This window comes from Pleurocapsa minor HA4230-MV1 (genome assembly GCA_019359095.1).
GTDB classification, from domain to species: Bacteria; Cyanobacteriota; Cyanobacteriia; order Cyanobacteriales; family Xenococcaceae; genus Waterburya; species Waterburya minor.
The window spans coordinates 68,917-81,650 of record JAHHHZ010000013.1; the positions used below are offsets into that span (position 1 = coordinate 68,917).

Below are 12,734 nucleotides of genomic sequence, written 5' to 3' on the forward strand. Positions count from 1 at the left end.
AATCCTGACTATTACAGGCAGTAAAAATAATTATCTGTTTACTTACTTTTGAACTTTATACTGATAACTTAAGTTCTTTTTGTGTAGCATAAATTATTTATAACTATATATAAACGACTTACAATAACCTGAACATGAAACTTTGATGAGACAAAATTAATCTTTATAAGATAATCTTTATAAGATATGTATGACTCCACGTAAAAAAGTAATGAAATTTAAAAATTTTATTTGGCGAAAAATATGGGTTTATTATCATAAGCTTAAATTAAGCGTCAATTGGTTAAATCAACTACAAATATATCAAGAAGCCCGTACTCGTATTTTATTATGGTATTTAGCCTTAATGTGTTTATTTACATTGATCGCTATTCCCATGATTAAATATCGCCTAATTGTAGAAGTAACTAATCGAGTGGAAGCAGATTTGCGGGAGGAATTGGAAGAATTTGAAGCGGAATTAATCCAAATTTTATTGAAATTAAAAGTTAAACCAGAGTTAGAACAAACAGAAGTCGAGCGAGCAAACGATAATATTTATCGAGCCTTTGATAAATTTATTTCCACTAACAAAGCCGAAGATGATAATTATTTTATTGCTATTGTTAATGGTTTATTTTATAAAACCAATGCTGCTTTTCTACCGTCACAAATCGACCAAAATTCCGCTTTAATGCAACGCTGGCAGGAGATTACAGTCGAAGAAGAAGCAGAAATCAAAGTAGACGATCCCAAGGTTGGCAGTGTTATTTATAAAGCCGAACCGATTAAAACTACCGAGGAAGTTATTGGTGTCTTTGTCGTCGCTCACCTTTCTGCGGGGGAACGAAGGGAAGTATTAGATTCTTTTAAGATAGTTATTCAAGTTTTAATATTGATGATCTTGCTCGCTTCGTTGCTAGCTTGGTTAGCAGCAGGAAGAGTCTTAGCTCCTTTAAGAAATTTATCCGCAACAGTAAAATCTATTTCCGAATCCGACCTCTCTCAGCGTATTAATACTCAAGGCAAGGGAGAAGTTGCCCAACTGGGTCGTATTTTTAATGCCATGATGAATCGAATCGAAACTGCTTTTGATACTCAACGCAATTTTATCAACGATGCGGGACACGAACTGAAAACCCCCATTACTATCATTCGCGGACATCTAGAATTGATGGATGCCGATCCTCAATCACAACAAGAAACCGTCGAGTTAGTGATCGATGAACTAGACCGTATGAATCGTTTAGTAGAGGATTTAGTTTTGCTAGCAAAATCAGAACGTCCTGATTTTTTGCAGATCGAAACCATCGAGTTAACTTCTTTTGTGACGGAACTATTTAGTAAACTGCAAAAACTGGGGCAGAGGAATTGGTATTTAGACAACGCAATATTATCAGGTAGAATGACGGGCGATCGCCAAAGAATCACTCAAGCAATTATTAATTTGGCAAACAATGCTGTACAGCATACCATCACCGACAGTTTAATTGTTTTTGGGGCGAAAATAGAGGGCAAGCGCGTTGAATTTTGGATTCGCGATACAGGAAATGGCATTGCTGCCGACGAACAAAAACGGATTTTCGATCGTTTTACTAGGGTAAAAAATACTCGTCGTCGTTCGGAAGGTTCTGGTTTGGGTTTAGCCATTGTTAAGACAGTAGTAGAAGCTCATGGCGGAGCGATTAATCTTCAAAGCCAACTGGGGATTGGTTCGACCTTTTCCTTAGTTTTTCCCTTAGAATTTAACGAAAAGCAGAATTGATGATGAAACAAATATTAATCGTGGAAGATGAAACCAGAATTGCTGCTTTTATTGCCAAAGGTTTAAAAGCCAAAGGTTACAACACCACCATTGTCGAAGATGCGGAAACTGCCTTAGCTATGCCTTTTAGTTGTCAATTCGATCTGGCACTCCTAGATTTAGGCTTACCAGGTCAAGATGGCTTAACGGTCTTAGAAACATGGCGCGGACAGGGAGTCAATTTTCCCGTGATTATTTTGACTGCCAGAGACGATGTGATGGATAAAGTAGCAGGCTTAAAAGGTGGCGCAGATGATTATATGACCAAACCTTTTAGCTTTGCTGAACTACTCGCTCGCATAGAAGTGAGATTAAAAGCTAGTAATAATAATCATCAAGCCGAAGCTAAGATGCAGATTCAGCGAGGCAATATGATTCTTAATCTGCGTACGCGCAAAGTTCAAGTGGGCGATCGCGAAGTGGAATTACCAGCCAGGGAATTTACGATGGTAGAAGTGTTTTTTCGCCATCCTGGGCAAGTAATGACCAGACAACAATTATTAGATTTGGTTTGGGGATACGATTACGACCCTGGTTCTAATATTGTCGATGTTTATGTTGGTTATCTACGCAAAAAATTAGGCAACGAATCGATTGAAACCGTCCGAGGTATGGGTTATCGGTTGGGTAGTAGTTAGTAGGTAGTAGGTAGTAGGTAGTAGTTAGTAGGTAGTGGGTAGTAGGTAATAAGTGTCTCAACAATGAAAAATTTCTCACTTAAGTTTCATATCGCTTTCATTGATTAAGACGAAAGTAAAAGTATTAAAAGTATTAATTGAGTAACCACTCAAGTTTATATAGGAGAATCACTAGATGAAAATTCTCGTTACTGGCGTAGCTGGCTTTATTGGCTATCATTTAGCTACAAGGTTATTGGCAGAAGGTAATCAAGTTTACGGTATAGACAACCTCAATGATTACTATGATGTCAGTCTCAAACAAGCTCGTCTCCAACAAATATTACCCCAGAGCAATTTTACCTTTGACTATTTAGATATTAGCGATCGCACTTTGGTAGCAGAATTATTTGCAGCCAATGACTTTGATGTTGTGGTTCATTTAGCTGCTCAAGCTGGTGTACGTTATTCCCTACAGAATCCCCATGCTTATGTTGATAGTAACTTGGTTGGTTTTACCAATATCTTAGAAGGTTGTCGTCATAGTTCGATTAAGCACCTGATTTTTGCCTCTTCCAGTTCAGTATATGGTGCAAATACCAAAGTTCCTTTTGCTGTCAGTGACAATGTCGATCGTCCCATCTCTCTCTATGCAGCCACCAAAAAAGCTAATGAGTTAATGGCTCATGCCTATAGTCATTTATATCAAATACCCATTACTGGCTTGCGTTTCTTTACTGTTTATGGAGCTTGGGGTAGACCTGATATGGCATATTTCAAATTTGTTAAAGCGATCGCTGAAGACCGACCTATTGATATTTATAATTTTGGCAAAATGAAGCGAGACTTTACCTATATTGATGATGTTATTGAAGCAGTAACTAGAATTATTCCTACTCAACCTTTAACTCGCAATGGACAACCCCCTTATAAAATTTACAATTTAGGTAATAACCAACCAGTCGAGTTGAAGGAATTTATCACCACGATTGAAACAATTATGGGCAAATCAGCTCGCAAAAATTTACTGCCCATGCAGCCAGGAGATGTAGTCTCTACCTATGCAGATGTCCAAGAATTAATTACAGATTTTGATTTTCAACCCAGTACTTCTATTGCGGTGGGACTGGAAAAATTTGTTAGCTGGTATCAAGAATACTATCAAGTTGCTGGTAGTGCATTAAGAAAGTATGGGAGCGATCGAATAACCCAGTTTCCACACGTAGCTTATTTAGATGAAATGCTTTCTCTGCGGTCATGACCAGCCCAGGATTATTTGCTAATTTGATTTGCAATAGGTAGAACAAGGATTAATTACAGCGATTTAATCCTCAAAAATTCGACAGGAAAAAAGTAATTAGCTGATGAAAATCAAGCAGCGTGAATAATTCCCTCCTCCAAAGCGATCAGTTACCATCGTATTGAAGTCTTAGGATATTTGGATTATGGATACCACACCACTGATATGTCATAACTATATCGATGGGAATTGGATTTCTGGGCAAACCAGCAAAGAAAGTCGTAATCCTGCCGATTGGCGAGAAGTGGTCGCCACCTTTCCCAGTTCAAATGTCAATGATGTCAATCTGGCAGTTGCAGCAGCTAGAAAAGCTTATAAAACCTGGCGACTCGTACCTGCTCCCGTCCGTGCAGAATTAGTACATCGAGTCGGTGAAATATTGCTACAACGCAAAGAAGAACTGGCAGATCTGATGAGCCGAGAAATGGGCAAACCCTTGACCGAATCCCTCGGTGACGTGCAAGAAGGAGTTGACTGCGCTTTCTACTATGCTGGTGAAGGTCGTCGTCTGTTCGGTCAAACTACCCCTTCCGAGTTAAATAATAAGTTTGCCATGACCATACGCGTACCAGTGGGTGTTTGTGCGCTGATTACCCCTTGGAATTTTCCCATTGCCATACCTTGTTGGAAAGCTCTGCCTGCTCTTGTTTGTGGTAATACCCTGATTCTCAAACCCGCTCAAGATACTTCTGCCTGTGCAACCATGCTCACAGAAATTTTTGAGCAAGCCCAATTGCCTCCTGGGGTGGTTAACCTAATTCACGGTTCAGGTGAAGTAGTGGGTAGAGCATTGCTAGAGCATCCAGATATAGATTTAGTATCTTTTACAGGTTCTTCTACTACAGGTGCAGAAATTGGTGCTACCTGCGGACGTACCCACAAGCGAGTATGTTTGGAACTAGGGGGAAAAAATGCCCAAATTGTGATGGAAGATGCCGATTTAGAATTAGCCCTCGAAGGAGCATTATGGGGAGCGTTTGGAACTACAGGACAACGCTGTACTGCTACTAGTCGCCTGCTTCTCCACCGCGATATCAAAGCCGAATTTACGGCTAAATTGCTAGAACAAACTAGTAAGTTGCGTCTTGGTGCTGGTGCAGATGTCCAAACACAAGTAGGGCCTTTGGTTAATTCATCTCAGTTAGAACGAGTCAAGCATTATATCGAAGTTGCCCGTAGCGAAGGAGCAAATTTGCTTATTGGTGGAGAAGCACCCACAGAAGCAAAGTTCGAGCATGGCTATTTCTTTTTACCAACTATTTTGGATGCAGCTACACCAACCATGAGAATTGCTCGCGAAGAAATATTTGGCCCCGTGTTGGCTTTAATAGAAATCAATTCCTTTGAAGAAGCGATCGCGATTCTCAACGATACAGATTATGGTTTATCCTCGTCAATTTATACCAGAGATGTTAATCGTGCTTTCATGGCAATGCGCGATATTGAAGCAGGAATTACCTATATCAACGGCCCAACAATTGGGGCTGAGGTACATCTGCCTTTTGGAGGGGTGAAACAGACAGGCAATGGTCATCGCGAAGCTGGTAGTGCAGCCCTAGATGTTTTTACAGACTGGAAGACTATTTATGTTGATTTTTCTGGTCGCCTGCAACGCGCTCAAATTGATAATCGCTAGTAGGAGAAGTTTGGGGTTTAAGCGATCGCTATTTTAGATTTAAACTTCACTTATCTATTAATATCGGGAGTTTGATCGCTCACACATCCATCGCATATTCGATCTGGTAAACTGAGGATATTAGTTTGGCTAAGTTAACTTATGACCATTACAATCGACCAAGCGATACAACAGAAGCCCATCAGTTTTGACGAGTTTCTCGTTAGTTATGGTGGAAATAATCGCTATGAATTAATTGATGGAGAGGTCTTCGACTTGGAACCAACAGGCTCGCATGAAGAGGTTGCAGCTTTAATCACTACAAAGATCTGTGTTCAGATCGATGCAACATGCTTACCTTGGTTTGTCCTTCAGCGGGGAATATTACGCCCTACCAACATTGGGATGACGGCATTTAGACCTGATGTTGCAGTAATCGATCGAGACGAACTTGCTAAAGAAATGCTTTGGTCTGACCAGTCGATCCTGACTTTGGGCAGTTCGATTAAATTTGTAGCGGAAGTGGTTAGTAGCAATTGGCAAAATGATTATTCCCGTAAGGTTGAAGACTACGCGGTTTTAGGTATTCCTGAATATTGGATTGCCGACTACGCTGGATTAGGTGGTACTCGACATATTGGTAAGCCCAAACAACCGACCCTATCTATCTGTACATTAGTAAATGGGGAGTATGAAATTCAGCTGCTTCGGGGCAATCAAACTATCCGCTCTCTAACCTTTCCAGATTTAAAACTGACGGCCGAACAGGTGTTGAAAGCAGGTAGGTAAAATCACCCTAGCTAGTTTCGAGAAATAATATTAATTTTTGAGCGATCGCTGCTCAGGATTTAATTAACCGCAATTTTTTAAGGATCGAGAGGACTTCTGACTCCTCCTTGCTGGTGCTTAATATAAGGCTCAAGCATGGCTTGACAATTAAGCAAATGCTAAAGTATTATTTAGTTAAGCATTTACTTAAATATCTTTATGAGTCGATCAACTGCCAGTACCGACGTTTTTCAAGCGATCGCTGGCATTACTGGTTGCAACAAAAATTACCTGAAGTATTAACTATGAGTTCAAATCAGCAGTTTCTGCAAAATTTATACGAAGCCTTCAACAACCGCGAACTTGAAACAATCATCTCGGTGATGCACCCAGACGTGAAATGGGCTAACGGGGTAGAAGGCGGTTTTGTTTATGGACGCGACGCGGTGCGCGAATACTGGACTAATCAATATAAGGTTATTCAAGTGCAGCTTGAAACCTTAAAGTTTGAGACGGATGAAAACAATCGAAATGTCGTTACCGTTCATCAAATCGTCAGAGATTTGCAAGGCAATTTGCTCGCGGATACAACAGTTCAGCAAATCTTTACTATTGAGAATGGTTTGATCGTTCTTTATGAAATTGGCGAAACTGAAACAATCCAAGAGATGATTCAACAGACGAAAACTTCCAAATCTTTATAAAGAAACTCTTTCTGAGAATGACTGAAGTTTTTTTAGATACTTCTTTTGCGATCGCTTTATCTTCAGTCACCAATTAAAATCATGTGCGGGCTGTTCAGCTTGCTAATCAAATCGACATTAACAAAAATATATTGGTTACTATATAAAATGACTATTTTTTCAACATCTATTTATGCTACGAGAAAATCTTAAAAAAGAATTAGACAAACTAAACGATGAGCAACTCAAAAAGATTGCTGATTTTATAGCCGACCTTGAGCCTCAGTCTATACAAAGCACATCGTCTATCCCATTTGGGCAAGAAGCAACACCATCTGAGAGGGCGAGAGAATTTCGTGAATGGGTTTTACAACTTCCTAAAGGTAGTCCAAGTTTACGAGACGAAGCTTTTGATCGTGAAAGTATTTACGAATAATGACGAAATATTTGCTTGACACTAATACACTAATATAGAGAATTAACAATGAGTAAAGCAAAATATATTCCCGAAGAGATATTATTATCAATTAAAAAATTACCCCAAGATTCTTTAGGAGAGTTGGTAAATTTTATTGAGTATCTTCAATTTAAAAATAGTTCTGAACCAAATCAAAATCGTCAAAATTATAAAGAAGCAGAAGTTAATTTAACAACAAAAATAACTTCTGAAGAAAGTGAGCAAATAATTGAAGAAATATTGACGGAAGTTGGTGAAAAAATCCCTTCTCTTTCTGATTATGCGATTAGTCGTGCTGGAATTTATGAAGACCATTCTTGACTATGAATTATCTAGTCGATACTAATATTTTACTGAGATTACCAGACCGCAACCATCCCCAACATCTGATTATTCGTAAATCGATTCGTTTACTTCGCAGTCAAGGACATAATTTATATATCACACCACAAAACTGTGCCGAATTTGGGAATGTTGCAACTCGTCCGAGTGATAAAAATGGCTTGGGTTTAGATGTAGAAAAAACTGCCAAACTTTTACGATTGTTTGAGCGTCTTTTTTATGTTATTCCTGATAATTCAGATATCTATTCAGAATGGAAAAGGTTAGTTAAAGCTTTTCAAATTAAAGGAATACAAGTTCATGATGCTCGTTTGGTTGCAGCGATGAAAACTCATGGATTGGAAGGCATTTTAACTTTTAATGTCAAAGATTTTAAACGCTATCAAGTTGAGGGAATCAAAGCAGTTAATCCTCAAGATTTAGCAATTAATAATTAATTACTGGGTGATTGTTGTGAAAAATGTTTTTCTATAATTTTAGGCGTTTTGATTTAAATTACCGTTGATACTCAGTGTTCGTAGTGCTGAGTTTAAATTCCTCTACAACCGCTGAAGGGGAACGTTAGAAATATTTTTTAGGTTTACTCTATAACACTCTCTGATTTTGTGCATAAATCCTTACTTTTTTACTGAGATAGAAAGATTACCCTAGAGAAGTAATTTCCCATTATTAATTAGCCACTTTTATGCTCGAAATTGCCACAAAACGCACTCTGCCTAAAAAACCATTGTTAATTACAACTTTACCAGGGCCACGAGCAAAAGAACTGGTAGAACGCGAGCGATCGCGCGGTAACATCTCCTTCTTATACTCGCGATTATCCCCTGGTAGTGGCTAGAGGTGAGGGCTGTATGATTGAAGATGTAGATGGCAATGTTTTTCTAGATTTTACGGCAGGAATTGCAGTTACAGCCACAGGTCACGCTCATCCTCAAGTCGTACAGGCAATTCAAGAACAGTCGGCTAATCTATTGCATATGTCAGGGACTGATTTTTACTATCCGCAGATGGTAGAATTGGCGGAAAAATTAGCCGATCGCGCTCCTTTCCCTCAATCTTTAAATAAAGCTCGGGTTTTCTTTACTAATTCTGGAACTGAATCCAATGAAGGAGCGATAAAACTAGCCCGCTATTACACTAAACGTTCTGGGATAGTTGCATTCGTTGGTGCATTTCACGGACGCACCTATGGCTCAATGTCTCTAACAGCATCTAAAAGAGTTCAGCGACAAGGATTCGGGCCTTTACTCCCTGGTGTTACTCATATTCCCTATGGTACTCATGCCAGTCTCGATTATTTGGAAGAAAAGTTATTTAATACAGTACTGCCTCCAGCAGAAATAGCAGCAATTATTGTCGAACCAATCCAAGGGGAAGGTGGCTATATTGTGCCTGAAGATGGTTTTTTAGCTAGAATTCGCGATATCTGCGATCGCTATGGGATTTTAATGGTTGTTGATGAAGTGCAATCGGGTATGGGACGAACTGGCAAGTTATTTGCCATTGAACACTGGGATGTTATGCCCGATATTATTACTCTGGCTAAGGGTATCGCTAGCGGTTTACCTTTGGGTGCTATTCTAGCGCGATCGCCAATAATGACTTGGACTCCAGGTTCTCATGCTACTACTTTTGGCGGTAATCCCGTCGCCTGTGCTGCTGCCAATGTCACCCTACAGTTATTAGAATCAGAATTAATGGCAAATGCTCGTAACATGGGAGAAGAATTACAAGCTGGTTTGACTCAATTAGCAACTAAATATTCGCGAATTTCTTACCCTAGAGGCAAAGGATTGATGGTGGCAGCCGATTTATTAGACACAGAAGGAAATCTCGATTCCAATTTACGCGATCGCCTGATTAACCAAGCTTTCTATAAAGGTTTACTGTTAATTGGTTGTGGTAAATCTGCCATTAGGTTTTGTCCTCCTTTGGTGATTGATCGCAACCAAATTCAAATAGCCCTACAAATTATTAGTGATTTATTAGCGCAAATATCATGAAAGCTGTTGAAATTGCCAATTTACTTTGGGATACTCTCTGGCAGGATTATTATCATAGGGTTGAATACGCTCGCATCTACGAACAAATGATTCGAGAAACTGGACATAGTATTGCTAACGATCATATTGCTTTTCGTTCTTTAGGTTTAACTATTAATCGCCAGGGTACAGAAATTAATCTGGGAATTCCCTATCTTGCCAAAATAATCGAAGCTTTAGGCTACGAAAAAGCTGGAGAATACGAATTTAGCGATCGCTATTTAAAAGCGTGTCACTATCGCCATCCCGAACAAAATCGTTTTAATTTACCCAAACTTTTTATCAGTGAATTGGTAGTAGATGCTTTACCTGCAACTTTAGCCCAACAAATTAAAGAAACGGTTAACACTGGTAGTTTTTTCCATCAGCCGAATTTAAACCAATGGCTGACAACAGAATCCCCAGAAACAATTATCACTCAACTCAAAACCGTATTTTCTCGTCCTTGGCAACCCCCCAAGCGATCGCTAGTTGAAGCAGTCAATAAAGTCACTCAATATGGCGCGTGGGTGCTAATCCACGGTTATGCTGTCAATCATTTTACTGGTTATATCAATCATCACCATGATTCCATCTACTCGGATATAGAAAAGACAGCACAAGCTTTAGGCGATCGAGGGATTCCCATGAAAAACGAAATTGAAGGCAGTTTAAATACTGGATTGCGTCAAACAGCAACCGCTGCTGTCACTGAGATGGTTGAAGTTTGGGATGATAACAGCCAAGAATTGAGTCAAATTCCCTGGACATACGCTTACTACGAGCTAGCCGAACGAAATATAGTTGAAGGTAAGCTGTTTGAAGGATTTTTGGATGCTCAGGCTAAAAATTTGTTTTCGATGACCAAAACTCGATCTAATTATATGAAGTCCGTTTAAATAATTTCAATTAAAACTCGCGCCTTAAAGGATATGCGAAGCGGTATACCATTTGCGAAGCTTATCCTTTAGGACAAGGGTACAATGTGCTTTAGCACTAGCTTCGCGTCGCAAAGACGCTAAGACGCTAAGACATTTATCTCGCTTAGTTTGGGGCTAAGATTTTATTAGAAGTAATTAAGCGGACTTGATATTACAGGCGATCGCGTTCTAAATCGTAAATAACTTTCTCCGCTAACCAGTTAGGAGAACGATCGGCGTGAGTTAACATCGTTCCAGTTAATAATCGGTTCGCAGTTTCGCGATTGTGAATCAATTGCAGTAATTTTTTACGCAGTTTGGGACTAATGCGATCGAGTAATAAAGTATTAGTCTTACCGTTGGCTAAATTAGTTACAGAAGCTTTATCGTGCCGAGATAAACGATAAGCAATAAACCCCCCACCAATACTTAAGCCAGTAATGCCAATAATTCTATTGATGTTATCAGTTGAACTATTTTCACGAGCAGTATCTAACCAGACGCGATCGTTTAAATTAGCTGCATCAGCTACAGATACTCGTTGTTCCTCAATCGGAAGAGCTTTTGTTGGTATAGCAAATAACCCAGTAGCGATAACAGCAGTTAAAAAAGCGGGAAACGAAATAGATTTTTGCATGGTTTTAAAAGTTAGAGATTACTTTAGAAACAATTTAAATATTCTCTAGATCGGCTTGATTTCTTGTATGTATGTTTTATATATTTATTTTGACAATTAAAAATGACAATGAGATGTCAAAAAAATGATCATTAGATGTCACTTACAAGCCTATTTTTGCTGATTAGTGATTTATAGCCGTACAAAATTAGCGATAGACAATTAGGACGATCGACTCGTAGGTAGTAGGTAGTAAAAAACATAGTCTATTCAAATGAAAACAGCTGTAACTAGATCTGATGATCCTGTGAGCCTTAAACTTTACTACCCAAGTGCATTGGCAATAAAAGCAACGTTCATCCGTAAAATTTCCAACATCAGGTCATAGTTAATCCGATCCAGCGTGTCATTAGCACTATGAATATTACTGTTGGCACTATCACCCCCTTCAATTGTGAGTACGGCGGCAATTTCTCTCTCAATAAAAGATACATGATCGCTGGCAAAGGGGTTAAGTGAAGTTTGTACAGTTAATTCTGTGTATGTTGCTGCTGCTTCACTCAAGGCATCAATAATTGCTTGGGAGATCGGCGCACCTTCAAGTAGGACAGTGGGGGTAGTTGTGTTTAATCCCCCAATCATATCCATATTCAAAACTGCTTTAATTCTGGCTTGTTCGGTAGTATCTAAACTAGCCACATACTGCTTACTCCCAAAAAGTCCTTGTTCTTCACCACCTAGAAGAATTAAACGTAAGTCATGCTTATTTTGATGTGTCTTGAATACTTTAGCAATTTCCAGCAAACCAGCAGAACCACTACCATTATCATCTGCACCAGGCGCGATCGCATTTTCTCCACCTGGAATATTAATCGAATCTAGGTGTGCGATCGCCAGTATAAGGTCTTTCGTTTCTGAAAGATCACCAGGGCGATCGGCAATCACATTCTGACTAGTACTACTGCCAACTGCGATGGTTTCCAGTCTGGTATCATAACCGATTGTTTCTAATTGTTCTTTTGACCAATCAGCAGCTAACCGATAAAAACTGCTAGTTGAGTAACGAGTAGACCATGAAACAAGTTGAGTAAGGTTAGCTGACAAACTAGAGCGAGATAATTGAGCTAACAAATTTTGAATGCCAACTTGGGGAGTTCTTCTCAACGCAGCTTTTGGTTGCTCTCTAAAGACAACCATATTTTCTGCTAGAGGTTTTATTCCATAGCAAGGCTCATCACCTTTTTGATAGGACTCAACCAAATCTGGAGTCAAATCTACTACTAAAAACCTGCCTTTATCAATTAAAACTGGGACTTCGGGATGCTCTTGCTGAAATAATCGTCCTTTTTGCACTACTAAATATAGATTATCTTGCTCGGTAGGGCGAGAATTCCGTTGTAGAGAAATACCGCTACGTCCAGCACTATTTAAAATCTGATTCCAATCTGATTTATCAGCAATTAATAATGCTTCGTTGCCAAATTGGATGCAATTCGTATTGGTAAGTTTGGTCAAATCTAATTGCGATCGACAAATATCAATTGATGTACGAGAAGTGAAAACTTGCATCTTTGTTATTATTTGATAATTTTAAACAGAGTCTTTTTGTGAA

General features: G+C 39.1%; 12 protein-coding genes and 1 pseudogene. 11 read left to right on the forward strand and 2 right to left on the reverse strand.

Annotated features, from left to right (window positions below; translation table 11 throughout):
* Positions 1-211 precede the first annotated feature (211 nt).
* From KME09_05040 to KME09_05090, 11 genes and pseudogenes are all read left to right on the forward strand, one after another.
* Entirely contained in the window at positions 212-1,744 is a 1,533-nt protein-coding gene (locus KME09_05040; GenBank protein MBW4533283.1) for a HAMP domain-containing protein, read from the forward strand.
* A 2-nt stretch (positions 1,745-1,746) separates the two neighbouring features.
* The gene (locus KME09_05045; GenBank protein MBW4533284.1) at positions 1,747-2,421 is read left to right on the forward strand and encodes a response regulator transcription factor; all 675 of its coding nucleotides are present in this window, start codon (positions 1,747-1,749) and stop codon (positions 2,419-2,421) included.
* A gap of 175 nt (positions 2,422-2,596) precedes the next feature.
* On the forward strand, positions 2,597-3,661 hold the full coding sequence (locus KME09_05050) for an NAD-dependent epimerase (protein ID MBW4533285.1): 1,065 nt from the start codon (positions 2,597-2,599) through the stop codon (positions 3,659-3,661).
* A 184-nt stretch (positions 3,662-3,845) separates the two neighbouring features.
* The gene (locus KME09_05055) at positions 3,846-5,336 is read left to right on the forward strand and encodes an aldehyde dehydrogenase family protein (GenBank protein MBW4533286.1); all 1,491 of its coding nucleotides are present in this window, start codon (positions 3,846-3,848) and stop codon (positions 5,334-5,336) included.
* A 153-nt stretch (positions 5,337-5,489) separates the two neighbouring features.
* On the forward strand, positions 5,490-6,104 hold the full coding sequence (locus tag KME09_05060) for a Uma2 family endonuclease (protein ID MBW4533287.1): 615 nt from the start codon (positions 5,490-5,492) through the stop codon (positions 6,102-6,104).
* Positions 6,105-6,388: 284 nt separating this feature from the next.
* Positions 6,389-6,787 carry a nuclear transport factor 2 family protein gene (locus KME09_05065; GenBank protein MBW4533288.1) on the forward strand — a complete coding sequence of 133 codons (399 nt, stop codon included), beginning with the start codon at positions 6,389-6,391 and terminating at the stop codon, positions 6,785-6,787.
* A gap of 172 nt (positions 6,788-6,959) precedes the next feature.
* A complete protein-coding gene (locus tag KME09_05070) occupies positions 6,960-7,202 on the forward strand; it encodes a hypothetical protein (protein ID MBW4533289.1) in 243 nt (80 codons plus the stop codon).
* A gap of 48 nt (positions 7,203-7,250) precedes the next feature.
* Positions 7,251-7,544, forward strand: a complete 294-nt coding sequence (locus KME09_05075) for a DUF2281 domain-containing protein (GenBank protein ID MBW4533290.1) — start codon at positions 7,251-7,253, stop codon at positions 7,542-7,544.
* Between the two features lie 2 nt (positions 7,545-7,546).
* A complete protein-coding gene (locus KME09_05080; protein ID MBW4533291.1) occupies positions 7,547-8,002 on the forward strand; it encodes a type II toxin-antitoxin system VapC family toxin in 456 nt (151 codons plus the stop codon).
* Positions 8,003-8,250: 248 nt separating this feature from the next.
* Positions 8,251-9,568 (forward strand): annotated as a pseudogene (locus KME09_05085) (acetyl ornithine aminotransferase family protein).
* Positions 9,565-10,485 carry a DUF1338 domain-containing protein gene (locus KME09_05090; protein MBW4533292.1) on the forward strand — a complete coding sequence of 307 codons (921 nt, stop codon included), beginning with the start codon at positions 9,565-9,567 and terminating at the stop codon, positions 10,483-10,485. Before KME09_05085 ends, KME09_05090 begins: the two are co-directional and overlap by 4 nt.
* 193 nt (positions 10,486-10,678) lie before the next feature.
* Here the strand turns inward: KME09_05090 and KME09_05095 are convergent, their stop codons facing one another.
* Together KME09_05095 and KME09_05100 are read right to left on the reverse strand one after the other, a co-directional pair.
* Entirely contained in the window at positions 10,679-11,143 is a 465-nt protein-coding gene (locus KME09_05095) for a hypothetical protein (protein ID MBW4533293.1), read from the reverse strand.
* Positions 11,144-11,446: 303 nt separating this feature from the next.
* A complete protein-coding gene (locus tag KME09_05100) occupies positions 11,447-12,691 on the reverse strand; it encodes a Zn-dependent exopeptidase M28 (protein ID MBW4533294.1) in 1,245 nt (414 codons plus the stop codon).
* Between the last annotated feature and the right edge of the window lie 43 nt (positions 12,692-12,734).